General features: G+C 66.0%; 28 protein-coding genes and 1 tRNA gene. 14 read left to right on the plus strand and 15 right to left on the minus strand.

Annotated elements, in window-relative coordinates; translation table 11 throughout:
* The first annotated feature begins 167 nt into the window (after positions 1–167).
* Genes ACFW6D_RS05015 through ACFW6D_RS05040 form a run of 6 tightly spaced genes read left to right on the plus strand, consistent with a single transcriptional unit; the run spans position 168 to position 8,056 of the window.
* The gene (locus tag ACFW6D_RS05015) at positions 168–527 is read left to right on the plus strand and encodes a PadR family transcriptional regulator (protein WP_379324856.1); all 360 of its coding nucleotides are present in this window, start codon (positions 168–170) and stop codon (positions 525–527) included.
* Positions 518–1,855 carry a permease prefix domain 1-containing protein gene (locus ACFW6D_RS05020; protein ID WP_379324858.1) on the plus strand — a complete coding sequence of 446 codons (1,338 nt, stop codon included), beginning with the start codon at positions 518–520 and terminating at the stop codon, positions 1,853–1,855. The genes ACFW6D_RS05015 and ACFW6D_RS05020 overlap by 10 nt, the downstream gene beginning before the upstream one ends.
* A gap of 41 nt (positions 1,856–1,896) precedes the next feature.
* Complete coding sequence (locus ACFW6D_RS05025; protein WP_379324860.1) at positions 1,897–3,294, plus strand: 3' terminal RNA ribose 2'-O-methyltransferase Hen1; 1,398 nt, start codon at positions 1,897–1,899, stop codon at positions 3,292–3,294.
* On the plus strand, positions 3,295–5,811 hold the full coding sequence (locus ACFW6D_RS05030) for a polynucleotide kinase-phosphatase (protein WP_379324862.1): 2,517 nt from the start codon (positions 3,295–3,297) through the stop codon (positions 5,809–5,811).
* Between the two features lie 51 nt (positions 5,812–5,862).
* On the plus strand, positions 5,863–7,353 hold the full coding sequence (locus ACFW6D_RS05035) for a DUF4246 domain-containing protein (RefSeq protein ID WP_379324864.1): 1,491 nt from the start codon (positions 5,863–5,865) through the stop codon (positions 7,351–7,353).
* A 55-nt stretch (positions 7,354–7,408) separates the two neighbouring features.
* The gene (locus ACFW6D_RS05040; RefSeq protein WP_379324866.1) at positions 7,409–8,056 is read left to right on the plus strand and encodes a hypothetical protein; all 648 of its coding nucleotides are present in this window, start codon (positions 7,409–7,411) and stop codon (positions 8,054–8,056) included.
* On the opposite strand, the gene ACFW6D_RS05045 is transcribed toward ACFW6D_RS05040, so the two are convergent.
* The 3 genes from ACFW6D_RS05045 to ACFW6D_RS05055 all read right to left on the minus strand — a co-directional run bounded on the left by ACFW6D_RS05045 (position 8,053) and on the right by ACFW6D_RS05055 (position 10,144).
* The gene (locus tag ACFW6D_RS05045) at positions 8,053–8,376 is read right to left on the minus strand and encodes a hypothetical protein (protein ID WP_379324868.1); all 324 of its coding nucleotides are present in this window, start codon (positions 8,374–8,376) and stop codon (positions 8,053–8,055) included. The genes ACFW6D_RS05040 and ACFW6D_RS05045 overlap by 4 nt on opposite strands.
* Positions 8,377–8,412: 36 nt before the next feature.
* The gene (locus ACFW6D_RS05050; protein ID WP_379324870.1) at positions 8,413–9,057 is read right to left on the minus strand and encodes a dihydrofolate reductase family protein; all 645 of its coding nucleotides are present in this window, start codon (positions 9,055–9,057) and stop codon (positions 8,413–8,415) included.
* A 70-nt stretch (positions 9,058–9,127) separates the two neighbouring features.
* Positions 9,128–10,144: a fatty acid desaturase family protein gene (locus ACFW6D_RS05055; RefSeq protein ID WP_379324872.1), complete on the minus strand. Its 1,017-nt coding sequence runs from the start codon at positions 10,142–10,144 to the stop codon at positions 9,128–9,130.
* 161 nt (positions 10,145–10,305) lie between these two features.
* On the opposite strand from ACFW6D_RS05055, the gene ACFW6D_RS05060 reads away from it, so the two are divergent.
* Positions 10,306–10,773: a nuclear transport factor 2 family protein gene (locus ACFW6D_RS05060; RefSeq protein WP_379324874.1), complete on the plus strand. Its 468-nt coding sequence runs from the start codon at positions 10,306–10,308 to the stop codon at positions 10,771–10,773.
* 12 nt (positions 10,774–10,785) lie between these two features.
* Here the strand turns inward: ACFW6D_RS05060 and ACFW6D_RS05065 are convergent, their stop codons facing one another.
* Together ACFW6D_RS05065 and ACFW6D_RS05070 are read right to left on the minus strand one after the other, a co-directional pair.
* A complete protein-coding gene (locus tag ACFW6D_RS05065) occupies positions 10,786–11,412 on the minus strand; it encodes an APA family fibronectin-binding glycoprotein (RefSeq protein WP_379324876.1) in 627 nt (208 codons plus the stop codon).
* 21 nt (positions 11,413–11,433) lie between these two features.
* Positions 11,434–11,928 (minus strand): hypothetical protein, encoded by a 495-nt coding sequence (locus ACFW6D_RS05070; RefSeq protein ID WP_379324878.1) that lies wholly within the window; start codon positions 11,926–11,928, stop codon positions 11,434–11,436.
* A gap of 242 nt (positions 11,929–12,170) precedes the next feature.
* Between ACFW6D_RS05070 and ACFW6D_RS05075 the strand changes: the two genes are divergently transcribed.
* Genes ACFW6D_RS05075 through ACFW6D_RS05085 form a run of 3 tightly spaced genes read left to right on the plus strand, consistent with a single transcriptional unit; the run spans position 12,171 to position 14,406 of the window.
* Positions 12,171–13,859, plus strand: a complete 1,689-nt coding sequence (locus ACFW6D_RS05075; RefSeq protein ID WP_379324880.1) for a lipase family protein — start codon at positions 12,171–12,173, stop codon at positions 13,857–13,859.
* On the plus strand, positions 13,859–13,990 hold the full coding sequence (locus tag ACFW6D_RS05080; RefSeq protein ID WP_379324882.1) for a hypothetical protein: 132 nt from the start codon (positions 13,859–13,861) through the stop codon (positions 13,988–13,990). Before ACFW6D_RS05075 ends, ACFW6D_RS05080 begins: the two co-directional genes overlap by 1 nt.
* Positions 13,987–14,406: a type II toxin-antitoxin system VapC family toxin gene (locus tag ACFW6D_RS05085; protein WP_379324884.1), complete on the plus strand. Its 420-nt coding sequence runs from the start codon at positions 13,987–13,989 to the stop codon at positions 14,404–14,406. The genes ACFW6D_RS05080 and ACFW6D_RS05085 overlap by 4 nt, the downstream gene beginning before the upstream one ends.
* Here the strand turns inward: ACFW6D_RS05085 and ACFW6D_RS05090 are convergent.
* The 9 genes from ACFW6D_RS05090 to ACFW6D_RS05130 form a co-directional block, all read right to left on the minus strand.
* Positions 14,400–15,302, minus strand: a complete 903-nt coding sequence (locus ACFW6D_RS05090) for an ankyrin repeat domain-containing protein (protein WP_379324886.1) — start codon at positions 15,300–15,302, stop codon at positions 14,400–14,402. The two genes, ACFW6D_RS05085 and ACFW6D_RS05090, sit on opposite strands and share 7 nt — an antisense overlap.
* 73 nt (positions 15,303–15,375) lie before the next feature.
* On the minus strand, positions 15,376–15,663 hold the full coding sequence (locus ACFW6D_RS05095) for a hypothetical protein (RefSeq protein ID WP_379324888.1): 288 nt from the start codon (positions 15,661–15,663) through the stop codon (positions 15,376–15,378).
* Positions 15,664–15,795: 132 nt separating this feature from the next.
* Positions 15,796–15,868, minus strand: a tRNA-Ala gene (locus tag ACFW6D_RS05100).
* A 180-nt stretch (positions 15,869–16,048) separates the two neighbouring features.
* Positions 16,049–16,789, minus strand: a complete 741-nt coding sequence (locus ACFW6D_RS05105; protein ID WP_379324890.1) for a DsbA family protein — start codon at positions 16,787–16,789, stop codon at positions 16,049–16,051.
* A 73-nt stretch (positions 16,790–16,862) separates the two neighbouring features.
* Positions 16,863–18,194: an MFS transporter gene (locus ACFW6D_RS05110; RefSeq protein ID WP_379324892.1), complete on the minus strand. Its 1,332-nt coding sequence runs from the start codon at positions 18,192–18,194 to the stop codon at positions 16,863–16,865.
* Positions 18,191–19,828, minus strand: a complete 1,638-nt coding sequence (gene pgm / locus ACFW6D_RS05115) for a phosphoglucomutase (alpha-D-glucose-1,6-bisphosphate-dependent) (RefSeq protein WP_379324894.1) — start codon at positions 19,826–19,828, stop codon at positions 18,191–18,193. The genes ACFW6D_RS05110 and pgm overlap by 4 nt, the downstream gene beginning before the upstream one ends.
* A 47-nt stretch (positions 19,829–19,875) precedes the next feature.
* Positions 19,876–20,238 carry a fluoride efflux transporter CrcB gene (crcB, locus tag ACFW6D_RS05120; RefSeq protein WP_379324896.1) on the minus strand — a complete coding sequence of 121 codons (363 nt, stop codon included), beginning with the start codon at positions 20,236–20,238 and terminating at the stop codon, positions 19,876–19,878.
* Positions 20,239–20,302: 64 nt separating this feature from the next.
* Complete coding sequence (gene crcB / locus ACFW6D_RS05125; protein ID WP_379324898.1) at positions 20,303–20,713, minus strand: fluoride efflux transporter CrcB; 411 nt, start codon at positions 20,711–20,713, stop codon at positions 20,303–20,305.
* A 168-nt stretch (positions 20,714–20,881) separates the two neighbouring features.
* A complete protein-coding gene (locus tag ACFW6D_RS05130) occupies positions 20,882–22,375 on the minus strand; it encodes an MFS transporter (RefSeq protein ID WP_379324900.1) in 1,494 nt (497 codons plus the stop codon).
* A gap of 130 nt (positions 22,376–22,505) precedes the next feature.
* Here ACFW6D_RS05130 and ACFW6D_RS05135 point away from each other — a divergent pair, with 130 nt between their 5' ends.
* The 4 genes from ACFW6D_RS05135 (at position 22,506) to ACFW6D_RS05150 (ending at position 25,535) form a co-directional block, all read left to right on the plus strand.
* A complete protein-coding gene (locus ACFW6D_RS05135; RefSeq protein WP_379324902.1) occupies positions 22,506–23,183 on the plus strand; it encodes a TetR/AcrR family transcriptional regulator in 678 nt (225 codons plus the stop codon).
* Between the two features lie 56 nt (positions 23,184–23,239).
* Positions 23,240–24,541, plus strand: coding sequence for a D-arabinono-1,4-lactone oxidase (locus ACFW6D_RS05140; RefSeq protein WP_379324904.1), 1,302 nt, complete (start codon positions 23,240–23,242; stop codon positions 24,539–24,541).
* Between the two features lie 131 nt (positions 24,542–24,672).
* Positions 24,673–25,086 carry an arsenate reductase ArsC gene (locus ACFW6D_RS05145; RefSeq protein ID WP_379324906.1) on the plus strand — a complete coding sequence of 138 codons (414 nt, stop codon included), beginning with the start codon at positions 24,673–24,675 and terminating at the stop codon, positions 25,084–25,086.
* 50 nt (positions 25,087–25,136) lie between these two features.
* On the plus strand, positions 25,137–25,535 hold the full coding sequence (locus ACFW6D_RS05150; protein ID WP_379324908.1) for a VOC family protein: 399 nt from the start codon (positions 25,137–25,139) through the stop codon (positions 25,533–25,535).
* On the opposite strand, the gene ACFW6D_RS05155 is transcribed toward ACFW6D_RS05150, so the two are convergent.
* Positions 25,511–25,999, minus strand: a complete 489-nt coding sequence (locus ACFW6D_RS05155) for an NUDIX hydrolase (protein ID WP_379324910.1) — start codon at positions 25,997–25,999, stop codon at positions 25,511–25,513. The genes ACFW6D_RS05150 and ACFW6D_RS05155 overlap by 25 nt on opposite strands.
* Between the last annotated feature and the right edge of the window lie 10 nt (positions 26,000–26,009).

Below are 26,009 nucleotides of genomic sequence, written 5' to 3' on the forward strand. Positions count from 1 at the left end.
GATTCTGTGTCCCCTACGCGCTGTAGCGCGTCTGTGCTGACTTCATCGGGGCCCTCGCGGCAGCCGTTAGGCCGTAAAACGAAACTCTCACCCTAGGGTGCGAGATCATCACCCTGATACCTAGAGGTGCTAGGTTATTACCTAGATGTTCTAGGTATAGGAGTGCGATGCGCATAGACAAGGACCTGGTAGCCGCCTCGGCGACGCCGCTGGTGCTCGGGATTCTGGCCGAGGGCGAGTCCTACGGTTACGCCATCCTCGAGCAGGTCAACGAGCTGTCACACGGACGAATGCAGTGGACCGACGGGATGCTGTACCCGCTGCTGCACCGACTGGAACGACAGGGACACGTGTCCTCGACGTGGCGAGTTTCCGAGGGTGGACGCCGACGCAAGCACTACTTGATCACCGATTCGGGCCTGGCCGCGCTCGCCGAACGACAGGCGCAGTGGCGCGTGGTCGGCGCGGCACTGGAGCAGGTCTGGCGCGACGGCACACAGCCGTTCGCGGCGAAAGGATGGGCGTGATGGAGTTGCAGGCACTCATCGACCAGTGGCGTGGTTACGTCCAGCGTCATCGCGCGATATCGGTCGCCGATGTCGACGAGATGGAAGACCATCTGCGCGAACGGATCTCGACGCTGCAGGACGCGGGGCTCGCCGATGACGAGGCGTTCCTGGTCGCGGTCAAACGGATGGGCAGCGTGGATGCCATCTCGCGGGAGTTCGCGCGCGAGCATTCCGAAAGACTGTGGAAGCAACTGGTTCTCGTGCCCGATGAGTCCGACAGTGGCGAGGGCAAACGGGAACTGATGGTGGTGCTCGGACTCGCGGTCGGCGCGGCGCTCGCGTTGAAAGCCGGGTTCACCTGGCTCGAGGGATCCACGCTGGGACTCAACATCAGCCTGCTCGTATTGCCGTTCCTCGCAGGATATTTCGCATGGAAGCGGCAGGTTTCGGCCCGAGTGGCCGCCGTGCTGGTCGTGCCGTTCGCACTCGCGGCGCTGGTGCTGAACCTGTATCCGTTCGAGCCCGAGGGCGCGACCGAGATCATCGCCGGGATCCACGCGCCGATCCTGCTGTGGTTCGCGGTCGGGCTCGCCTACGCGGGCGGAGACTGGCGGTCCGCACGGCGTCGGATGGACTTCATCCGGTTCACCGGGGAGTGGTTCGTCTACCTCACCTTGCTGGCGCTCGGCGGTGGTGTGCTGATCGGGCTCACGGTCGCCGCGTTCGACACCCTCGACGTCACCATCGAACCGATCATCGAGGACTGGGTGCTCCCGTTCGGGGTGGCGGGTGCGGTGATCGTCGCCGCCTGGCTGGTCGAGGCCAAACAGAACGTCGTGGAGAACATCGCGCCGGTGCTCACCCGGGTCTTCACCCCGCTCACCATCGTCATGCTGTTCGCGCTGCTCATCGCCCTCGCGTCCACCCGCAGCCTGGCGAACATCGACCGCGAGCTGCTCATCCAGATGGACCTGATCCTCGTGCTGGTCCTCGGCCTGCTCCTCTACACGATCTCCGCCCGCGACCCGCTCGCCCGGCCCGGCTTCTTCGACCGCCTACAGCTGTTGCTGGTGGTGACGGCGCTGGTCGTGGACGTGCTGATGTTGGCCGCCATGCTCACCCGCATCGCGGAGTTCGGCTCCACCCCGAACAAGGTGGTCGCCCTCGGGCTGAACGTGGTGTTGCTGGTGAACCTGGTGTGGTCGGCACACCTGAGCTTCAGATTCCTCCGCGGAACGAAGGGCTTCGCCGATCTGGAACGTTGGCAAACCAACTACCTCCCGGTGTACGGCCTCTGGGCCGCGATCGTGATCGTCGCCATCCCGCCGTCGTTCGGGTTCGTCTGATCCTGGCGAAATTCGCTGGCCAGGCGTGACAGGATCGGTAAGTGCTCTTGACGATCTCCACGACTCACACCCCGGCGACGGACCTCGGATACCTCGTGGTCAAGCATCCCGACCGCGTGCAGTCGTTCACGACCACCGGCGGCACGGCCCACGTGTTCTATCCACACGCCGATGTCGACCGGTGCACGGTCGCGCTGCTGCTGGAGGTCGATCCCGTGGAGCTGGCGCGACCGTCGAAGGGGCACAACGGTTCCGCGCTGGGACGCTATGTCAACGATCGGCCGTATGTGGCGTCGAGCCTGCTGTCGGTGGCCTTGGGCAAGGTGTTCCGGTCGGCGTTGAACGGGACGAGTCGCGATCGCGCCGAACTGGCGGACACGGCGATTCCGCTGGAGATCGAAGTTCCCGCGCTGCCGTGTCGCGGTAGCACGGGGATCGTCGAGCGGTTGTTCGCGCCGCTGGGCTGGACGGTGTCGACCACGTCGGAGCCGCTGGATCCGGAGTTCCCGGAGTGGGGCCCGTCGCCCTACACCCACCTGCGCCTGACCGGGATGTTGCGGCTGGCCGAGGCGCTCAACCACCTCTATGTGCTGCTGCCGGTGCTCGATGACGCCAAGCACTACTGGGTGGATGCCGACGAGGTCGACAAGCTGTTGCGCGCGGGTGAAGGCTGGCTCGGCACGCATCCTGATCGCGAACTGATCGCGCGCCGGTACCTGGCCGGTCGACGAACGCTCACCCTGTCCGCGCTGGAACGTTTGCGTTCGGTCGACGAAGTGATCGACGATGCCGAAATCCCCGGTGACGCAGTCGAACGCGTCGAAGCAGCCGAACGCAAGACCCCACTGGTGAAGCTGCGCAAGGAGGCCGTGCTGGCGGCGCTGGCCGAGACCGGCGCCTCGCGCGTGCTCGATCTCGGTTGTGGCCCAGGTGCTTTGCTGCTGGCGCTGCAGGCCGAGCCACGATTCACCGAGATCGTCGGTGCCGATGTGTCGAGCGCCGCGCTCTCGATGGCGGAGCGACGCTTGAAGTTCGAGCGGATGTCGGACCGGCAGCGGGCCAGGATCAAGCTCATCCAGTCGGCGCTGACCTACCACGACAACCGGCTGCAAGGGTTCGATGCGGCGGTGCTCATGGAGGTGATCGAGCACGTCGACGAGTCCCGGCTGCCCGCCCTCGAACGCGCCGTATTCGGCCATGCCGCACCGGGATCGGTGATCGTGACGACGCCGAACGTGGAATACAACGTGAACTACGAAACTCTCGACGGACACCGTCACGATGATCACCGATTCGAGTGGACCCGTGCGGAATTCGCCGCCTGGTGCGCCCGTGTCGCCGACACCTTCGGCTACACCGTCGATATCCGCCCGGTCGGCGACCACGACCCTTCGACCGGCTCCCCCACCCAGCTCGCACTGTTCCGGAAGGCCGCGTAAATGAACATCGACCTCCCCGAACTGTCGCTCATCGCGCTCATCGGCATCTCCGGTTCCGGCAAGTCCACCTTCGCCGCTGAGCACTTCAAGCCCACCGAGGTGCTGTCGTCGGACTTCTTCCGCGGCCTGGTCGCCGATGACGAGAACGACCAGTCCGCGACGAAGGATGCCTTCGACGCGCTCGGTCACATCGCCGGTATCCGATTGCGCGCCGGTCGCCGGGTCGTCATCGACGCCACCAATGTGCAGAAGCACGCGCGCGCCGAATTGGTGGCGCTGGCACGGTCCTTCGACGTGCTTCCGGTGGCGATCGTCATCGATACCCCCGAAGCTGTTGCGTGGGAACGGACTCAGGGACGCACCGACCGCACATTCGGACGCAATGTTCTGAAGCGGCAGAGCCAGGATCTGCGGCGGTCATTGCGCGAACTGGGCCGTGAGGGTTTCCGCAAGGTGCATGTCGTCAGCGATCCGTCCGATGTGACGATCACCTATGAAAAGGCATGGAACGACCGGCGCGAACTCACCGGCCCGTTCGACATCATCGGCGATGTGCACGGCTGTCGCGCCGAATTGGAAACGTTGCTGGGTGAACTCGGCTGGACGCTGGTTCGCGACGAGCAGGGTCGACCTGTCGATGCCACGCACCCGGAGGGTCGTCAGGCGGTGTTCGTCGGCGATCTCGTCGACCGTGGGCCGGATTCGCCCGGCGTGCTGCGGTTGGTGATGGGGATGACCGCGAGTGGCAATGCCCTGTGCGTGCCGGGCAATCACGAGCAGAAGCTGTTGCGGAAATTGCGCGGCAAGAACGTCACGGTGTCGCACGGCCTGGCGGAGACGCTCGAGCAATTGGACGGTGAGACACCGGAATTCGTCGCGGCCGCCGCACAGTGGATTCACGATCTGGTGAGTCACTTGCGACTGGACGGTGGGCGCCTCGTCGTCGCGCACGCCGGGCTCAAAGAGGAGTACCACGGTCGCGCCTCCGGACGAGTTCGCGACTTCTGTCTCTACGGCGAATCCACCGGGGAGACAGACGAATACGGTTTGCCGGTGCGCTACCCGTGGGCGCGTGACTATCGCGGTGCGGCGACGGTTGTCTACGGCCACGTGCCGACGCCGAAGGTGGAGTGGATCAACAACACCGTCTGCCTCGACACCGGCGCGGTGTTCGGCGGCGAATTGACGGCGATGCGCTACCCGGAGAAGACCTTCGTCGCGGTTCCGGCCGCACAGGTGTACTACGAGCCGATCAAACCGCTCGTCGCCGAATCCACCCGCGACAACGAGACTCTCGATCTCGCCGACGTCACCGGCCGCAGGCACATCCGCACCGAGCACGGCACGGTGATCGTCGACGCCGAGAACTCCGCTGCCGCACTGGAAGTGATGAGCCGGTTCGCCATCGACCCGCGCCTGCTGCTGTGGTTGCCGCCGACCATGTCGCCGCCGTCCACCTCTAGCGTCGAGGGCCACCTCGAATATCCCACCGAGGCCTTCGCCGACTATCGCGCGGCCGGGGTCGACAAGGTGGTGTGCGAGGAGAAGCACATGGGTTCGCGGGCCGTGGTGCTCGTGTGCCGCGATCAGGCTGCCGCCCGTTTCGGGGTCGGCGACGGGTGCACCGGCGCGATCTACACCCGCACCGGCCGGTCCTTCTTCAACGATTCCACCCTGACCGAAACCCTGCTCGCTCGTGTACGGGCGGCTGCCGCACCACTTTTCGACGAACTGAACACCGACTGGCTGCTACTGGATTGTGAACTGCTGCCCTGGTCCGCCAAGGCCACCGGACTGATCCGCACGCAGTACGCCGCCGCCGGTGCCGCCGCCCGCTCGGCGCTCCCGTCCGCGGTCGCCGCGCTCGATGCCGGTATGGCCCGCGGCCTCGACCTCGGCGCCCTGCGCGACAGCACAGCGGCCCGCGCCGACAACGCGACGGCCTTCACGAAGGCCTACCGTCAATACTGCTGGCCGACAACAGGTCTCGACGGCGTCCAGATCGCCCCCTTCGCCCTCCTCGCCTCCGAGGGCGCCACCTACGCCGACCGCGACCACAGCTGGCACCTCGCGATCAGCGACCGCCTGGTAGCCGCCGACCCGAAAACCTTCCGCCCCACCGCCCACCGCATCGTCGACCTGTCCGATCCAGTCGCCGAAGCCGAAGCCACCACCTGGTGGCTCGACCTCACCGCGGCAGGCGGCGAAGGCATGGTCATCAAGCCCCACGCCGGCCTTGCCCACCGCACCAAGGGCAAACTCGCCCAACCAGGCATCAAATGCCGAGGCCGCGAATACCTGCGCATCATCTACGGCCCCGACTACACCGCCCCCGAACACCTCACTCGCCTTCGCGACCGCACCCTCAGCCGCAAACGCACCCTCGCCCTGCGCGAACACACCCTCGGCCTGGCAGCCTTGGACGCCGTCGCGACCGGCGAACCGTTGTGGCGCATCCACGAACTCGTATTCGCCATCCTGGCAATGGAATCCGTGCCTACCGATCCGCGTCTCTGATCGTCGTGAGCGAATGTGTCTTCGCCGCGAAGCTGTGGCAGGGTGCCTGAGGTGAGCAAGCCGTCCCCTTTTCCGTTGCCCTTTCGCGTTGCCCATCTGGTGTCTGTCGCGCCGATCCGAACAGTGCGCGAGCTCGAGATGATGCGATTGAGCGCCGCTATCCGGGCCAAACCCGAGTGGCAGCGGAAGATGAACGACGCCGAAATTGTCGCGCGCTGGAGTCGCGAAGCCGCCGATCAAGGATTGACGGATGCCCAAATTCGTTACGTCCTCGATGAATTGGGCTACTACGCCGCGCTGCGCGACGAGTCGACCGGGATCGAGGTGTCCGCAGTCGACGGTGTGTGGCAGTCGGACACGCTGATCGACGACACGTTGCGGGCTCGCCTGCGGGATGCCGCGCGGGCTATCGAAGAGGTCCCCGCGACCGAACAGGATTGGCATCCGGGTTCGAACGAGCAGGTGCGCAACCTCGTCCACCCGTCGCTGTATTGCCTGGTGCGCGGTGTCAGCCAACCCGCCGACGCGCCTTGGTTCACCCCCGCGACCACCGACGCCCCGTACGCGTACTCGCAGAAGTTCCAGTGGCTGCCCACCGATGTCGACGTCACCGACGACGGTGCCGTCACTTTCCGCTCCTACGTGAACAATGTCGATCCAGCCCGGCATCACACACTCGAATCCGTGCTCCCCGAACTCTTTTCCCGCATGCTCCCCCTGCTGGCGAACGTGCTGACCGATCTCCGCCAGCCCCGCCCTGCGCGGATTCAGGCCGACCCCTTCACCTGGTACGACGATACCGAACCCACCTTGCCCGACGACGCCGACGAAGACACACGGGATGGTTTCGACGAGGTGATGGACCACTGGTGGGAAACCCGCCGTCCGGCCATCCCCGACGCTGCGACCTTCGAGCCCCCGACTCCCGTCGACGACACCGTCCGGGTCGACCTCAACGGCCGCCGGCTACAGGTGATCGTGCGGCTGGCCAACATCCACCTCACGCCCGAGAAGCCCGAATACCCGGGTGGCTCATGGCATGTCGAAGCCATGCTCAACGAACGCATCGTCGCCACCGGCATCTACTACTGGGACACCGACAACATCACCGACAGCATGCTCGGCTTCCGCGCGGCCGTCGACGACCCGGAATACGACCAGAACGACGGCACCGGAATGCTCGAGGTCTACGGCCTCGACAACGAGGACGCCCTCAACCAAGAACTGGGATCGGTGCAGGCGAAGGCAGGCCGCTGCGTGGCCTTCCCGAACATCCTCCAACACCGCGTCGCACCGTTCCGCCTGCAGGACCCGACCAGAAACGGCCACCGCAAGATCCTCGCGTTCTTCCTGGTCGACCCCTCGGTCACGATCGTCTCGACCTCCGACATCGCACCCCAACAACCGTGGTCGCCCACGTCGACGATGACCGCGGCCCAAGCCGAGGAGTTCCGCGCGCAGCTGATGCAAGAGCGGAAGTTTTTCGTCGACGAACACAACAACGACCTGTACGAGCGAGAATTCGACCTCTGCGAGCACTGATTTCGGCGAATGCTCGCCGGTGCGAACTGCAACAGCCGACCACTACCCTTGACGGGTGAGTTCGGATGCGAAGACAACCTACGCGATCAACGTCAGCGAGCACGCCGCAGAAGCCGGAGACCGGGACACCATCGGGGGATGGCCGCTATTGGACGCGACACAGCCGTGGCCGACGTGTGGATGCGGCACACAGATGGCCCTGTTCTTCCAGATAACTGTTCCAGCAGACATCCCCCACTTCGGCGGCGACCAACTGTTGGTGTTCCAATGCCCCGACGAACCCGACGCGAGCTACGCATCCGAAGAACAACTCCCCGAGCAATTCTGGGACAAACCACCCCACAACGATCTAGCGTTTTGGCGGATCCTGCTGCAGCGCAACGGTATACCGATGCCGAGCCCTGACCCCTACTTTCGACCGCGTCGCCTGACCCTGACAAAGGTCGCGGCCGACGACGCGAGCTTCGGCGTGGGCGGTGCCCCGATCTGGCTGCAGGCCCCCGAACACCACCGCTGCGCATGCGGCACGGACCTGGTCTTCCTCTGCCAAATCCCAGAAGGCTTCGAGTTCTACGAATACGTCAACGAATCCGTCGAGCGAGAGGGCCTCGACGACGGTTTGATGCTGGGCAACCAGGTCTACCTCCTCGCCTGCCCCGCCCACTGCCACCCCGCCGCCGCTTTCCCCGTATGCCAGAACTAGCAGTCGTAGTACGACATCACTGATGGTTGGCCGGTGTATCCGGGGCCTGAGGCGGGGTCGGCGCCGAGGTAGGTGGCCGCGAAATCGAGGTGGCCGTGGCCGCGGATCTGGTGTCGGCGGCGGTCGTAAGTGAGGCCGGTGACGTCAGCGGTCGGGTCGGCGCGTAGGCGTTGGGCGAGTATCTCGAACGGATCGAATCCCAACTCGCGGGTGTAGCTGTTCACGCCGGACAGTCCTCGGCCGCGGTTCATCGCGTTGTTCGCGACTACCGAGGACTGTTCCAGCGTCAGGTTGTCGAGCAGCACGAGATCTTTTGGCACCACACCATTATCGCTGCCGCGCAGGTCACGCGGTACTTATCGACGCCAGAAGAAGTGGTGTGTCACTCCGCTGGGGCTGGGGATCTGTTCGTGGTGGAAGCGGTCGTCGTATTCGTCGGGGCTTTCCCAGAAGCGTTCGCCCGCACCGATTTCCACTGGTGCCACGACTATGTGCATCGCGTCGATGAGGTCGGCGGCGAGGAACTCGCGGACCGTGGCGACGCCGCCACCGATGCGCACGTCCTTGCCGTCAGCCGCCTCGAAAGCCCGGGCGAGTGCGTCTTTCGGGGTGGCGTCGAGGAAGTGGAACGTGGTGTCGGACAGGGTGAATGACGGGCGCTCGTGGTGGGTGAGGACGAAGACCGGGGTGTGGAACGGTGGGTTGTCGCCCCACCAACCCTGCCAGTCGTAGTTCTCCCACGGTCCGCGCTGGGGGCCGAACTTGTTGCGGCCCATGATTTCCGCGCCGATGTTGAAGGTGAAGTCGCGAGTCATGTAGTCATCGAGGCCATAGGTACCGCCGGGGGCGGTGCGGTTGGGCCAGTGCGCGGTGGCACCCGCCCAGAACATGAGGTCGGCGGGGTTGGCGTGGCCGAAGGGGTGCTCCATACTCTGCCCCTCCCCCGCGCCGTATCCGTCGCTGGAAATGGTGAAGTTCTGAACGCGGACCCTCTGAGCCATCACCGGTGCCCTTTCTGATTGCGAACTGCGAGCAGTGACGAACATATCCTCACCGCCCACAATCAGGTAGCTACCGCACGGCCTGGCGACCCACTACGTTGAGGTGGGTCATCGCCTGACGATAGGACTCGAACAAGCCCGTCTCGCAGTAGGGAACGCCGATCTCGGCGCAGAACTCCGCGACCATCGGCTGCGCGTGACGCAGGTTGGCGCGCGGCATCGACGGGAACAGGTGGTGTTCGATCTGGTAGTTCAGGCCACCCATCGCGGTGTCGACGAGGAAACTGCCGCGCACATTGCGGGAGGTGAGGACCTGGCGACGCAGGAAGTCGGTGTTGTCGCCGTCGGGCAGCACTTCCATGCCCTTGTGGTTGGGGGCGAAAGTCGAGCCCATGTACAGGCCGAACAGGCCCTGCTGAATTGCGATGAACAGCAACGCTTTACCGGGCGAGAGCACCAGGAACGCCGCCGAGATGATGCCGATGAAGTTGGCGGCGAGCAGCGCGCCCTCCCAGACACGGTTCGGGATCGGCCAGCGGAACACCGCGACGATGCTCTTCCAGTGCAGACTGCCACCTTCCAGCAGCAGCAGCGGGAAGAACAACCACGCCTGGTAGCGGAAAATGAAACGCCGCCAACCCTTTCCGGCCTTCGCGCGCTCGCCGGAGAACGCGAGCACACCCATCGCGTCCGGATCCATGTTTTCGGTGTTGGGGTGTGCGTGGTGACGGTTGTGATTGCTGGTCCACCAGCCGATACTCAGCCCGATCATGAGGTTGCCCGCGATCAAGCCGTACACATAGTTGGCCTTGCGACCGGCGAAGATCTGCTTGTGCCCGGCGTCGTGCCCGAGGAACGCGATCTGCGAGAACACCGCGGCCAGGAACGCCCCGACCGCCAGCGTCCACCACGAGTCACCGATGGCGAAAAAGGCCGCCCAACCAGCGATGAAAGCCCCCGCGGTCAGCGCACTCTTCCACCCGTAATAGCCCACCTGCCGGTCGAGCAGGCCCGCCGCCCGAACGCGCCGCAAAAGAACCGAGAACTCACTGCCACGCACGGGGACGACATCAGACGCGATAACCACGGCACAAGCATGGCGCATCGATGCCACGTCCGGGTGAACGGGTTGCAGATCGATGACGACCGATCGCTATCGGCCGGTCGGAACCGCCCAACGAATCCGACTCAGGGTGGTCGTGGCGGCGCGCGTAAGTCGCTACCGTCGAGATGACGAGAGGAAGCCGCATGTCCGCCGAACAGTTCGTCGCGAATTTCATCGACTTCTGGGAACGGCCGTCCGTGGCTCGAATCCCCGAGATCCTGCATCCCGATGTGGTATTGACCCAACCGATGTCACCGCCTATGCACGGCATCGCCGCAGCGCAACGCGAGTTCGAGCAGATTTGGCGGTTCCTCCCCGACCTGCGCGCGCAGGTCGACCGGTGGCGCGGCGACGACGAGGTGGTCTTCATCGAGTTCCGGTTGCTCGCGCACGTGGGACGCGACCGGATCGAATGGCCGAATGTCGATCGGATGATCCTGCGCGACGGCAAGGCGATCCAGCGGATGAACTACTTCGATCCGCTGCCGGTCCTGCCGCTCGTGCTGAGGCACCCGTCGATGTGGTGGCGCTGGTGTGCGTCGGGTGCGGCGCGCCCCTGGCGGACCGGGCACCGGATCGCCGACTACCGCGCTGTCACCGCCGGCCACTGAGTTTGCGGTCGATCACAGTGGTCTGATGGACGCCGCGAGTTCGGCGGCGGCGGCCCGGTCCACCGGGGCGGTGGCATCACCGAGCCAGCAGACCCACCAGCGGCGCTCGCCAGAGCCGACCACTGCCGCATACACCTCGACCGAGGGACTGCCGTTCTCGAACTTCACCCGATAGAAGCACGAATTGCCGCTGACATCGCTGCCCTGCACTTCCTCCACCGCACGGTCCGTCCGCTGCCCGGGGGCCGGGAAGAAGAACTCGCCCATCCCCGAACCCAGCGAGCACGCTGCCTGTGCGTTGTCGGCCTCGCCGGACGCGAACAACGACTGGTCGAGCTTGCCGATCAAGATGAAGCCATTGTCCGAACCGGGCCGTTGCAGTCCCACCTGCCCATAGATCAGCCGACCCCCGTCCTCCTTCGCCTGCGACCGCTGCTCCCAACCCGTGGGAGGAACGAAACTGATTCCCGCCTCGGCACTTTCGATCCGATCGTCATGCGCCATTCGGTACTGCGAAAACGCCAGATACCCGATCGCGCACAGCGATCCGATCAGCGAAATCACACACCCCGTCAGAATCCAGCGCGCAGCACGACGCGAGACCGTGGGCGTCGTCGAGTCGACCTCGTCAGGTTCCACCCCATGACGTTAACAACCCGCCTACCACTTCACGTCACGGCTGAGTTCGCCGATCGGACAGACGGTGTGGTTGGTGTGGGGGTGGGCCCATATGGGTTGGCCGTCGATGCTTCGGGGCTTCAGCAGGTTGTGCCCGTGGGACGGCCACTGGACGAAGTCGTATCCAGCCAGTTCGGTTTGCGTGAGGTCGGCGACCCACACTGCGGCGTCGCAGAAGGCGGCGTCCATCGGCATGCCATTCGAGAAACCGCCGATAGCCGATGTGGACCTCCAACTGAAACCGATTCCGACGTCGTAGTCGGCACCGATGGAGAATTCCCACATCAGACGATCGGGATCGACCTCCCGGCCGTGACGTAGGTGGCGCAGGTCGTGGGCCACCGCGACCACCGCATCCACCCACGCGCGTGGTGCGTCGATTCCCGGGCCGGGGGTCTCACGGAACTCGGGTCCGGTGGCGAGTACGCGGAAGGTCCACACCAGGCGGTCATCGAACCACGGGAGGTCATAGGGCATGACCACCACTGTGACACGCCTGCCGACATTTGCGGTTGTGGGCTCGGCAGCGTCCTTTTGACCAGGTCAGGCGATATTCTTCGAGCACCTCGATGTGCTGCTCGGCTGATGATCAGGTGTCGAGGGTGCTGGCTGAACCCGCGGCGAAAGAGGTTGAGTTGAGCGAGGATTCGTTGAACGAAGAGGCCGGGAGCGCGCGGTCTGCGGTGCGTAGCCGAGTGCTGGGGTCGACACCGCTTCGCGTGGCGATCGGGATCGCGGCCGTCGCGGTTGGTGTGCTGCTGTTTCTCGCTCCGATGCATGTGCAGACGGTCGCTCTCGTTACCGGTGTCGGGTTCGTTCTCGTGGGGATCGCGACAGCCTTGATCCCGAATCTTGCGGGCAGCGTTCCGGTGCACGCGCGGGCGCTCGGTGGCGTGCTCGTCGTGCTGGGTGGGGCGATGGTGGTGTGGCCGAGGGCGGGGGCGCCGGGGCTCGCTTTTCTCATCGGGGCGGCGCTGATCGTTCACGGGGTGGTCGCGTTGTGGCAGGTGGTGCGCGGGGGTGGTGTCGACCAGCGGATCACGGCGGCGCTCACCGCGGTCGCCAGTATCACTGTTGGCGTGGTCGCGTTCGCGTGGCCGGTTCTCACGCTCGTGTTGTTCCGGTTCGGGGTTGCGGCGTGGTTCGTCTTCTTCGGGTTGCAGCTGCTGTTCACCGCGCTTGCCCGTCGGCGGCACCGGCACCGCTGGGTCCGAACCATCGCCGCCACTTCGGCACTCGCGATCGCCGTGCTGCTCGCCTACGGCAGCGTTCGACTGCTCTCCGGCGTACCGCTGCCCGAACCCGGCCCCTTCTACACAGCGCCCGCGAACGTGCCGCGCGAACCCGGCAAGCTACTGCGGTCCGAGGCGCTCGACGAAGGCGTGCCCGATGGTGCGCGAGGGTGGCGAATCCTTTATACGACAACACATCCCGATGGCTCGCCCGCAATATCGAGCGGCACGATCCTCGCCCCCGAGAACTCTTCGGACGAACCGTTTCCCCTGCTGACCGTCGCCCACGGCACCACCGGAATCGCGCCGAAATGCGCGCCGTCGCTGTCGGCCACGCCGTTCGACGACGGCGCCGGGACCGCGCTCCAGGAGATGGTGACCCAGCACGGCTGGGTAGCGGTGACCTCGGACTACATCGGACTCGGGACGCAGGGCACCCATCCGTACCTCGTCGGCGAGGCCGAGGCGCGCAACGTGCTCGACGCTTCGCGGGCGGCGCTGCAGTTCGACGAGATCTCGACGACCACCGACACCGTCATATGGGGACATTCGCAGGGTGGCCAAGCGGCGCTGTGGACCGGGCAGATCGCCGGCAGCTACGTCCCCGAGTTCCACGTCAAAGGCGTCGCCGCTTTCGCCCCCGCCGCCGACCTCTTCGGCCTCGCGGAAGCCGACAAATCCGAGGTCGGCGGCAAGACCATCTCCGCCTACATCGCGAACACCTGGAACAACCTCTACCCCCGACTCCAGCTCAGCGAGCACCTGACTCCCGGCTCGAAACACGGCGTCGAGAAGATCCGAACCCTGTGCTTCAACGGCAAAGACGCCCTCCCCGCAATCCTGCGCGGCTCCGAGATCCCGAACCAGGTCTTCCCCGATCAACTTCTCAACGGCGAATTCGGCACCCTCTTGAAGAACCAGACCCCCACCGGTCCCTTCCCCTCACCGGTACTGGTCGCCCAAGGCCTCGCCGACCCTCTCGTCAAGCCTGAGCTACAACAGAACTGGATCAACGCACGCTGCGCGGCAGGCGAACCGATCGACTACCGCACCTTCCCCGGCCTCAGCCACATGAGCCTCGTCGCCGCCGACTCCCCCCTCACCCCACAAATCGTCCAGTGGACCCTCGACCGCTGGACCGGCGCCGCCCCGACCCCAACCTGCAACGCCGGGTGATGGACGGCACCGACGAATACCGACGCCTGAAGGCGGACAGTCAGGATCTCGTGTCCCGGCTGAGCATGGACGACGATATCGAATTCGAGCCGGCGCCACTTCAGGTGGAACTGAGGGTCGCAGACCTGTGACTTTCCTCCTCGACACCAACGTCATCAGCGAACTGCGCAAGCCGTCACACTCAGCGAACCCGGCGGTGCGCTCATGGGTGACACAGCGGCGACCGTCGGACCTGTTCCTGAGCGTCATCACGATCATGGAGGTCGAAGTCGGTATCTGCCGGATCGAACGGCGAGACTCCGCCCGAGGAAGTCGACTGCGCACGTGGCTCGAAGCCGATGTGCTCGACGTATTCGCGAACCGAATCCTGCCGCTCGACCTAGCCGTCGGCCGCCGCGCCGCACGGTTGCACGTGCCCGACCCCCGTCCCGAGCGCGACGCGATGATCGCGGCAACGGCGAGCGAGCACGGCATGACGGTGGTGACTCGCAATGTCGAAGACTTCGAGCCGATGGGCGTGCCTGTCATCAACCCCTGGGATCACTGACGGTCCGTAGGCAATGTCGCTGTTCGCGTGTCAGAGCTGGCAGCGGCGCCGTATCGAATCAGCACGGCGATATGGTCGGCTTTGCCGAGTTTGATCGCATACTGAAGCGGACTCCAGGCATGCCGCGACCCACCGTCTACGCGAGCACCTCCGGCCAGCAGTGCCGCTGTCATCTCCGGTGAGCACTCGGCAATCGACATTCCCAACGGGGTCCGGCCCCGCGGCTCACAGAAACTCTCGTGCACACCAAAAGGAGCTTCGACACCGATGTTCGGATCGGCGCCGGCGGCGAGTTGCTCGATCACCGTCGCCACGTCGTTGTCCTCGACAGCCCGGAACAGGCGCGGCGGGGACGCGGTGACGGGTTCGCCAGCCAAATCGGTCGGGTATTCGTCTTCGACCTGCTGCGCCAGGTCGTACCAGTCCCCGCCGTAGCTCATAGCGGGAGGTAAACCCGGCCAGCCGGGATCATCGAAGCCCCAATCGAGTGGCGGCCGCCCGGGAAGCCGAAAGTAAACACGCCCGTGAAACTTGTCCCAGGCATGTAAAAGCTGACCGGGGCGAAACTGTCCCCATGGCTGCTCAGCCCACCGATCCGGGTCGATCACCTCACGCAGGCGCAGGAACTGGAAGTACTCCTGGTCGTACACGTAGAGGTTGAACGGCGCGATATGACCCGAATCGGCGACAGCGATAATGTCGCCGTCGACGGCGATCGCGACGGTGTCCGGCGCGATCGAACCACCGGAGTGATGTCCGTAGCGGCCGTCCTTCTCACTCGGGTAAGCGAGTTCGAACCAGTCGCTGAACTCCCACTCGCCATCGTCAGGGTCCTGATGAAGTGTGCCAACCAGCGTTCGCCCCCACGCGGCGGGGAAATCATCATCCAACCTCACACAGCCGAGCCTAGCGGCGGCCGGAATTGGACCGGCCTTCGCGATGAGCTCCGTCGGAGCCGTGGCTATTTCCTCAGGATTGCTCGAGCACGTCGAAAGGGACGGTCACTTCGACCGGGTCGTCCAGGAGCAGGACTCGACGGTGGACGGAATCCACGACCATGCACGGCCCACCATCACGGCGTGCGGCTTCGAGCAAACCCGCCAGCCTGCGCACCACTCGGCTGTGAAGTGCACTTTGCGCCCTCAGGCGCACGACTCGGCCGTTCACGATCTCGATATCGCCGAGCTCGTCGGCGGCGCCATCCAGAAATTCTTCGGCAGTCAGACGCAGTTCACTGTGCTGACCAGGAGGGCTCATGTCGCCCATCATTGCAGGCTGTTGCGCCGCGAACTACCTACCGACCCAAACGAATTCGGTGCGAACCTCGTTGTGAACGTCGTTGTGAACAGCAAAAGGCCCGGCTCGAAAGCCGGACCTTTTGTTGTTGGGTGGAGCTAAGGGGACTCGAACCCCTGACCCCCACACTGCCAGTGTGGTGCGCTACCAGCTGCGCCATAGCCCCGTGTTCAGTTGTCGCAGTGGCTCTCGCTGCTGCCTGAATGAAGTTACACCATGCGTCTGAGAGACGACAAATCGGCTGGTAGATGGGGAAAGTGTGGGGGTGGGGGTGCTGGATTCGGGGAGCTGGGGGCGCGACGGATCGGCTGGTCAGGGGTAGAATGTGCCGAACCTCACGTGGGGGTCAGGGGGCTACGGTGACTACCCAGTTCTCGTCGAGCCAGTCGATCTTGGTGGCGCCTTCGTAGATGGCGGGGGTGGCGGCCTTGTCGCCGGTGCGGGCGTCGAGGTCGGCGAGGTTCTTCGCGGCGACGGTCTTCGCGGCTTCGTTCTGGGCGCCGTTGTAGATGCACGCGGCTACCGGCTCGGGGGCGCCGGATTCGGTGGCGAGGGTGGCCAGTGCCGGGTTGCTCAGGTCGGAGCCGCCTTCGTCGGGCTGCTTCTTCGTGAACAGTGCCTCGTGGAACTTGCTGTAGGTCGCGGCGGAACCTGCTTGGGCGACACAGAGATTCGCGGCGACGGCGCGGGTGGAGTAGTCCTTGCTCTTGGACTGCGGGTCGAGGAACGCCACGAGGTGGTAGTTCACCGCGAGCTTGCCCTCGTCGATTTTCTGGGCCAGTTCCTGACCGAAGGTCGTTTCCATGACGCCGCACGCGGGGCAGATCGGGTCTTCGAAGATCTCGACGGTCTTGGTGGCGTCGGGGCGACCGAGGCGGATGACGCCCTCGGGCGTGGTCGTGACCTGGACGGCGGCGTCGCGGACGGCCCCGTAGCCGTCGTTGCGGACCTGGGTGGGTGCCTGCTTGTTCCACTTGAGCGCCGCGAAGATCAGTAGACCGATCACGACGACCGCCACCGCAGCCAGCGCGTAGGTGGTTTTGCTGGAAACGGGGCGTGGATTGTGCGAAGAACCGGCTGTGCTCACCCGTCCACTCTGCCTCGAGGCCGTGCCTGCTCGCCGCCCGGGCATGCCGAAATTCCTCTGACCAGCGGATCAGCTACTGCGATTCGCCGTATTCCTTGCGCAGGCCGACGGGAACCATGCCGTCGCGCACCACCGGAACGCCGTCGGGACTGCCGTCACAACTGCACTGCGGGTCGATGCCGTCGCCCGCGTGATCGGGATGCTCGGGATCTTCGGGATGCACGATTGTCGAGGGCTCCGGCGTCACCACCCAGACCGCCGCCGACACCGCGAGCACCGCACCGGTCACCGCCATGCCGACCCCGAACGACGTGCGTTCGGCCAGCCAGCCGATGACGATCGGACCGAGCACCGTGCCGAGATCGGCCGCCATCTGGAACGCGGCCAGCACCGGACCACCGCGCGCCCGCGACCCGATCACATCGGCCAGTGCCGCCTGCTGCACCGGACTGAACATGCCCGAACCCAGGCCGGCGATGAAGGACGCGATCAGGAACCACAGCAGGTTCGGCGCGAAGCCGAGCGCGCCGGTGCCCACCGCGCAGGTGACGGACCCGGCGATCAAGAACGGTTTTCGACCGAACCGGTCCGAGAGCCTGCCCGAAAGGAACAGCACCGCCGCATTACCCGCGGCGAACACGGTCAGCGCGACGCCCGCCATGCCGACTTCCTGATGCAGCGTCTCCACCACCAGCAACGGCACGAACGCCATCCGCACGCCGAACACCGCGATGCCACCGGCGAAACTCGACAGCAGCACCGCGCGATAGGCGGGTTCGGACCACCCTTGCCGGAAGGTGAATTCGACCGGCGCGACACCGTTTTCGGGGGCGAGGACCGGCGATTCCCGCAGCCCGGCGAACACGATCACACACACCACGAGCAGCGCGGCCATGTAGATGACGAACGGCGCGCGCAGTCCGAACCCGGCCAAACTACTGCCGACCAGCGGACCGAACAGCGAACCGATCAGGAAACTCGTCGAGTACACGCCCGAGACCCGTCCACGCGCGGCGGGCGGTGACACCCGGATGATCAGCGCCATCGACGACACCGTGAACATCGTGGACCCGATGCCGCCCAGCGAACGCAGCACCAGCAGTTGCCAATACGTCTGCGCCAACGCGCACGCACCGGTCGACACCGCGACGATCACGATGCCGGCCAGATACACCCGCCGCTCGCCGAGTTTCTGCACGAGCCGACCGCTGGCGGGCGCGAACAACAACCGCATCAACGCGAATGCGCTCACGATCGCCGACGCGGCCGCGATGCCGACCCCGAATTCGCGCGCGTACTGCGGTAGAACCGGTGCGACGAGGCCGAAGCCGAGCGCGATCACGAACGCCGCCGCGATCAGTACCCAGATCTCGGGAGGTAGCCGAACTTTGGTCGAAGAGCTCACTCGCCCAGCGCCTGGTTGACCATCTCCTCGGCCGCGGCCTGCACCTGGGTGAGATGTTCGGGGCCGAGGAACGACTCGGCGTAGATCTTGTATTTGTCCTCGGTGCCCGACGGGCGGGCGGCGAACCAGGCGTTCTCGGTGGTCACCTTCAGCCCGCCCAGCGGGGCGCCGTTGCCGCGCGCGGTGGTGAGGATGCCGGTGATCTCCTCGCCCGCGATCTCGGTGCCGGTGACGGCATCGGGGGTCAGGCGCGCCAGCTTGGCCTTCTGTGCGCTGGTGGCGGCGGCGTCGATGCGGGCGTAGGCGGGGCTGCCGTATTGGCGTTCGAGTTCGCCGTAGCGGGCCGACGGGGTTTGGCCGGTGACGGCGGCGATCTCGGCGGCGAGCAGCGCGAGGAGGATGCCGTCCTTGTCGGTGGTCCACACGGTGCCGTCCATCCGGAGGAAGGACGCGCCCGCGCTCTCTTCGCCACCGAAAGCCAAACTGCCACTGAACAATCCGGGTACGAACCACTTGAACCCGACCGGCACCTCGTGCACGTCACGGCCGAGCACGCCGACCACGCGGTCGACCATGGACGAGGTGACCACCGTCTTGCCGATCTTGGTCAGTGCGTCCCACCACATCCGGTTCGCGACGAGGTATTCGATCGCGACGGCAAGGAAGTGGTTGGGGTTCATCAGGCCACCGTCCGGGGTGACGATGCCGTGCCGGTCGGCGTCGGCGTCGTTGCCGGTGGAGATGTCGTAGTCGTCCTTGATGCCGACCAGCGCCGCCATGGCATGGCGCGAGGACGGATCCATCCGGATCTGGCCGTCGCTGTCGAGGGTCATGAAACGCCAGGTGGGGTCGACGAACGGGTTGACCACCTCGAGTTCGAGATCGAAACGCTGCCCGATCTCCTCCCAGTAGTCCACGCTCGCGCCGCCCATCGGGTCGGCGCCCATGCGGATGCCCGCGCCGCGAATCGCGTCCAGGTTCAACGCGTTCGGCAGGTCGGCGACGTATTTGTCGAGGTAGTCGTAGCGCTCGACGTGGGAGTTCATCGCCTGATCGAGCGAGACCCGCTTGACCTCGGAGAGGCCGCCGCGCAGCAGTTCGTTGGCGCGGGCGGCGATGGCGTCGGTGGCCTTGGTGTCGGCGGGGCCGCCGTGCGGTGGGTTGTATTTGAAGCCGCCGTCGCGCGGTGGATTGTGCGAGGGGGTGACGACGATGCCGTCGGCCTGGTGCTTGGTGCCGCCCCGATTGTGGTTCAGGACGGCATGACTCAGCGCGGGGGTGGGGGTGTAGCGGCCGCGGGCGTCGATCACCGCGGTCACATCGTTGCCTGCCAAGACTTCCAGCGCGGTGGTCCAGGCAGGCTCGGACAGGGCATGGGTGTCGCGCGCGAGGTAGACCGGGCCCGTGATGTCGCGGGTGGCGCGGTATTCGACGATGGCCTGCGTCATCGCCATGATGTGGGCCTCGTTGAACGCGCCGTCCTCGCTGGACCCACGGTGACCGGAGGTGCCGAACACCACCTGCTGGCTCGGCTCGTCCGGGTCGGGGACGAGGCTGTAATACGCGGTGACCAGGTGAGCGATGTCCACCAGGTCGGTCGGGCGGGCGGGCCGTCCGGCGCGATCGTGGGCCATGGTGGGTGTTCCCTTCCGTGTCGGCTGCGCGCGGCTGGTCATGAGAATCATGCGCACAACCACTGGGTCAGGGACGCGGCGGCGTACACCGCGGCCAGGCTCGCCGCGACGCTGATCACGACGTTGCCCACGGCGTACACGTAGGCGCCCTCGGTTACCAGACGGATCGTCTCGTAGCCGAACGTGCTGAACGTGGTCAGCGCACCACAGAAGCCGGTTGCCGCGAACGCCAGCAGCGCACTGCTGGTACTCGCGCCGATCAAACCCCCGAGCAACGCCGAACCGACAATGTTAACGGTTAGTGTCCCCCATGGCAGCCCAGTCGGAAACCGGGCCGACATCTGCCGGTCGATGAGGTATCGGGCGGGCGCACCGAGCATGCCACCGGCCAGCACCAACGCCACCGTCATCGCGCGCCTCCCCGTGCGGGAGCCCACATCTCGACCATCGGCTCGCCCCCTTCCGTCATCGAATTCACGCACCCCTCCGCGCTACCCACCGGGTCGCGATCATCGCGATCGCCACCGCACCGAGCGCCGCGAGCACCGACAGACCGAGGTAGGCCATCGCCGTGCCCATCGCACCGCTGTCGAGGAGTCCCCGTATCTCGAGGCTATAGGTGGAGAAGGTGGTGAAGCCGCCCAGCACACCGATTCCCAGGAACGGCCGCACCAGTTTCGGTGCCGCCCACAGCTCGGTGACCGCGACTATCAGCACCCCGATCGCGAAGCAGCCGAGCACATTCACAGTCAATGTCGACCACGGGAATCCGCCCGCCGGGGGCCACCAACGGCCTATTCCGAAACGGGCGACGGCACCGAGCCCGCCCCCCACCGAGATCGCCGCGAGGACGGCCGTATCCAGCGCCGGGGGCCGCGATGTCATGCGCTGCCTCCCCGCTGGTCGATCCGATGATGGTCGTTGCTGATGGTATCGAGACCCACCGACACTAAGGCGTGCGGTGCGATCGCGGCAAACTTTCAGCAGACCGGACCCGCGAACGACGATGGCCCGAACCAATTGTCGGTTCGGGCCATCGTCGGCAGTGTCAGATCAGTGCGCCAGTACCGGCTCGCCTTCGGCCGGAGCGGGCACCGTGTTCGGCATGAGGACCGCGATCACGATCGCGCCGAGGACGAAAGTGGCCGTCGCCCACCAGAAGCTGGTGGTGTAGCTCTCGATCGCACCCTGCGCCATGGTGAGCGGGCCCGGCTGGTGCGAGGACACGTAGTCGGTCATCGCCGAGGCCGCGATGGTGCTGAGCAACGCGGTGCCGATGGAACCACCGACCTGCTGGCTGGTGTTGACCATCGCCGAGGCGACACCGGCGTCTTCGTGCTGTACACCTGCGGTCGAGCCCTGGAACGCGACCGACATCGCGCCACCGAGACCGAGGCCGAGCAGCACCAGCGCGGGCAGGATGTGGGTGACATAACCCGAGTCCAGACCGATCTGGGTGAGCCACAGCATGCCCGCGGCGGCGACCAGGAATCCGCCGCTGATGACGATCTTGGGTCCGACCCGCGGCAGCAGCAGCGACGGCGCGGTGGTCGAGGAGACCACCATGCCCGCCACCATCGGCAGGAACGCCAGACCCGTCACGATCGGCGTGTACGCCAGGGTCAGCTGCATGTAGAAGGTGAGGAACAGGAAGATCGCGAACATGCCGATGCCCATGATGAACACCGTGAGATACGACGCACCACGGGTGCGGTCGGCGACGATGCGCAGCGGCAGCAACGGGTTCGCGACCTTGGTCTCGATCCACACGAAGGCCGCGAGCAGCACGGCGCCACCGATCAGGAACGCCAGCGTGGTCGGGTCGCTCCAGCCGTTGGACTCGGCGTGGGAGAAGCCGTAGACGATGCCGAACAGGGCGGCGGTGACGGTGACGGTGCCGTACCAGTCGAGCTTGGGCCGCGAGGTGGAGGTGTGCTTGGCCAGCAGCAGCACGGCGCCGACCAGCGCGACCGCGGCGAAGATCAGGTTCACATACATCGCCCAGCGCCACGACGCCCATTCGGTGAGCACGCCGCCGAGCAGCAGGCCGATCGCGCCACCGGCACCGGCCACGGCACCGAAGATGCCGAATGCCTTGGACCGTTCACCGGGTTCGGTGAAGGTGACCGTGAGCAGCGAGAGCGCGGCGGGCGCGAGCAGCGCGCCGAACACGCCCTGGCCGACGCGGGCCGCGACGAGCATCTCGAAGCTGGTGGCCGCGCCGCCGATGGCCGAGGCCACCGCGAAGCCGATCAGGCCGACGATGAAGGTGTTGCGGCGACCGAACAGGTCACTGAGCCTGCCGCCCAGCAGCAGCAGGCTGCCGAAGGCCAGCGCGTAGCCGGTGATCACCCATTGGCGGTCACCGTCGCCGAAGCCCAGGTCGGCCTGGGCGGCGGGCAGGGCGATGTTCACGATCGTCGCGTCGAGCACGACCATCAGCTGGGCGATGCCGAGGACGGCAAGCACCCACCAACGCAGGGCGTGCGAGCCGCGACGCCCGGTATCCGCGGAGCTTTTCGGCTCCGTGTCGAGTGTGGTGGTCATAACTCCCCTTGAAAGGCTGCGGGTGGTTGCCGGGTGGCATAATCGGAGATAACGCCTCCGCTTCATTCGAAGCTACCAGAGTAACGGAGAAACGACCTCCACTTAATCCTCGGATTGATAGGATGTACTTGTGAATCACGCCACGACGACTGCCACTCCACCCCGCAGACTGCGCGCCGACGCCGCCCGCAATCAGCAACGCATCGTCGAGGCCGCCCGGGAACTGTTCGCCGATCACGGCCTCGAGATCACCCTCGACGACGTCGCCGAGCGCGCGGGCGTCGGCGTCGGCACGGTGTACCGGCGCTTCGCGAACAAGAAGGAACTCATCGCCGAGGTCTTCGACCAGCACGTCAAGGACTTCGCCGACGCGGCCGAGGAGGCCCTGCGCAATCCGGATGCCTGGCTCGGGCTCGTCGAATTCTTCGAGAGCGCGTGCAAACACCTGGCGACCAATCGCGGTTTCGGCGAGGTGATGCTCGAGCTCGAGGAAGATCCGGCCCGATTCGCGGAGTTGCGCGACCGGATCCACCCGTCGGTCGCGGCGATCGTCGATCGCGCACGTGACGCGGGCGCGGTCGACGCCGACATCGTCACCACGGACTTCTTCGCCCTGATCCACATGGTCAATTCCATCGCCGAGTTCGCCGGACCGGTGAATCCCGAAGTGTGGCAACGGTATATGGCCATCACGCTCAACGGCGTGCGCACCGATTCGGTACCTCGCAGGCCGCTGCTGGTCGCGGCGATGACCGACGAACAGGTCGAGCAGGCCAAGGCCGCGGGCTGCCTCGGCCGCCGTCGCTGAGCCGAGCACACCCGACCAGTAGCGCGCGTCACACCGCATCCTCTAATCTTGGACACATGACCAAGAGCACCTGGGTGAACTGGGCAGGCCAGCAGCGCTGCACACCCGCCGTCGTCGCCGCACCGCATGACGTCGAGGAACTGGCCACGATCGTGACCGATGCGGCCGCCGCGGGGCGGACCGTGCGCGTGGCCGGGTCGGGACACTCGTTCACCGACGCGGTGCTCACCGACGGCACGCTGATCGACCTCAGCGGAATGAACAAGGTGCTCGACGTCGACGCCGCCAACGGGCGGGTGCGCGTGGAAGCCGGCATCTCGCTGCACGCGGCGAGCCCGCTGCTGCACGCGCACGGCCTGGCCTTCCCCAACCTCGGCGACATCGACACCCAGAGCCTCGCGGGCGCCACCGCCACCGCCACCCACGGCACGGGCTCGCGGCTGCGCAATATCTCCGCGGCGCTGCACTCGGTGGAGGTGCTCGGCGCCGACGGCACCCGGACCGAACTCAACGAGCAGACCGATCCGGACGGCTGGAAGGCGGCGCGGGTCAGCATCGGCGCGCTCGGCGTCGTCACCGCGGCGACCCTGCAACTGGAGCCTTCCTTCGTGCTCGAGTGCGTCGAGAAGCCGGTGCCGCTGACCGAGCTGCTCGACGGGATCGACGAATTCGCCGACGGTAGTGCCCATTTCGAGTTCTTCGCGTTCCCGCACAGCCAGACCGCGATGACCAAGGCCATCAACCGCACCTCGGCGCCCGAACAACCGCGCGGCAAGGTGAGCGAGTGGATCAACGACATCCTCGTCGCGAACCACGTCTACGACGGCATGTGCAGGCTGGGTCGGCGAATTCCCGCCACCATCCCCATGATTCACCGCGCGGCCACCCTCGCGGGCAGTAACAACCGCCAGGTCGACCGGTCCTACCGCGTGTTCTCCACCCCACGGCTGGTGAAGTTCAACGAGATGGAATACGCGATCCCGCGCGCGCACGCGGCTGCCGCGATTCGCGAGATCCTGGAATTGGGAAGGCAATTCGGCACGCCGATGCCGATCGAGGTGCGCTGGGTCGCTCCCGACGACGCCTTCCTCTCCCCCGCGAGCGGGCGCGAGACCTGCTACATCGCGGTGCATCAGTATCAGGGCATGGTGTGGGAACCGTACTTCCGGGCGTGCGAGGCGGTATTCGATGCCTACGACGGCAGGCCGCACTGGGGCAAACGCCACTTCCAGACCGCCGAAACCCTCCGTTCGCGCTACCCCGAATGGGACCGCTTCACCGAGGTACGCCGCCGCTTCGACCCCATCGGGGTCTTCGCCAACGACTACGTGAACCGGGTGCTCGGCACCCTCGACTGAGGCGGACACCGCACGGACAACAGTGTCGCCGCCTTCGCCTACACCCGCCCCGACACTGCGCCCGGATGGAATGATGACAGGCGATATCCGAAGCGCCACAAGCACTTCGCCCCTGCGCCGAAAGGGCGACCATGGCCCACACACCCACAGTGTTGTTCGTCTGCGTCCACAATGCGGGCCGATCACAGATGGCGGCGGGGTTCCTGCGCGCCATGGCCGGTGACCGGATCGAGGTGCGCACCGCGGGCAGCGCACCGGCGGCCGCGCTGAATCCCGCCGCGGTGGCGGCCATGGCCGAGGTCGGGATCGACATCTCCGGCGCGCGACCGAAACCGCTCACCGACGACGTCGTCGGGCTCTCGGATGTGGTGGTCACGATGGGGTGCGGCGAGGTGTGCCCGTACTTTCCCGGGATCAGCTATCGCGACTGGGTGCTGTCGGATCCGGCCGGGCAGCCGATCGAAGTGGTGCGCGGAATTCGTGACCACCTGCGGATTCTGGTCGGCAACCTGATCGCGGAACTGGTGCCGGTGCCCGCCCGCTAGCGTCCGATTTCTTCAAGACCGAGCCGGGAGCGGGCGCCTACGCTGCGGATATGACTCCTCAACTCGATGTCGTTTCCGTAGTCGTCTCCGACATGGCCGCCTCGGTGGCCTTCTACCGCCGGTTGGGTCTGGTGTTCCCCGACGGTGCCGAGGCCGAGCCCCATGCCGAGGCGGAAATCGGCAACGGCCTGCGGCTGGCACTGGACACCGAGGCCACGATCGCCTCGTTCGTGCCCAGCTGGCAGCCGCCGACCGGACCCGGCCGCAGCAGCCTCGCGTTCCGGTGCGCCGATCCGGCCGAGGTCGACAAGCTCTACAGCGAGCTCGTCGACGCAGGCCATCACGGGGAACTGCCGCCCTGGGATGCCTTCTGGGGTCAGCGCTACGCCTCGCTCACCGACCCCGACGGGCACGGGATCGACCTCTACGCGCCGTTGCCCGCCGAATAGGCCGACCAGCCGTGCGGGTCGCGCTGACGCTGCTGATAGCGGCCGAGCATCTCGCGGACCTCGTCGCTGACCGGGGGTTCCCCGGTGAGCCTTGTCCACAGGTGCGCGTCGTGGTCGGTGAGCGTCACCGGTCCGGTGGCGGCCACGTCGGCGACGAAGGTGAACTGTCTGGTGCGGGCGCCTTCACCGGTCAGATAGTCGAAATCACCGAGATAATCGCTGATTCCGGTGACCTGCAGGCCGGTTTCCTCCAACACTTCGCGGCCAAGGGCTTCGTCGAGTGCCTCGCCCGGCTCGACGACCCCGCTGGGCAACTCCCATCGGCCGCTCAGGAAATCCGATCGTCGGCGGCGCAGGATGAGCACTCGAGAATGACGGACGATGACCGCTCCGACGACAAGCCGACGGATTTCGTCTCGTTCAGCCTCGATACGGAGTGTGGAGTACACGGATTCGTCGATCATCAGGTCACAT

Origin of the sequence: Nocardia sp. NPDC058705 (assembly GCF_042749305.1) — a bacterium.
Lineage (GTDB): Bacteria > Actinomycetota > Actinomycetes > Mycobacteriales > Mycobacteriaceae > Nocardia.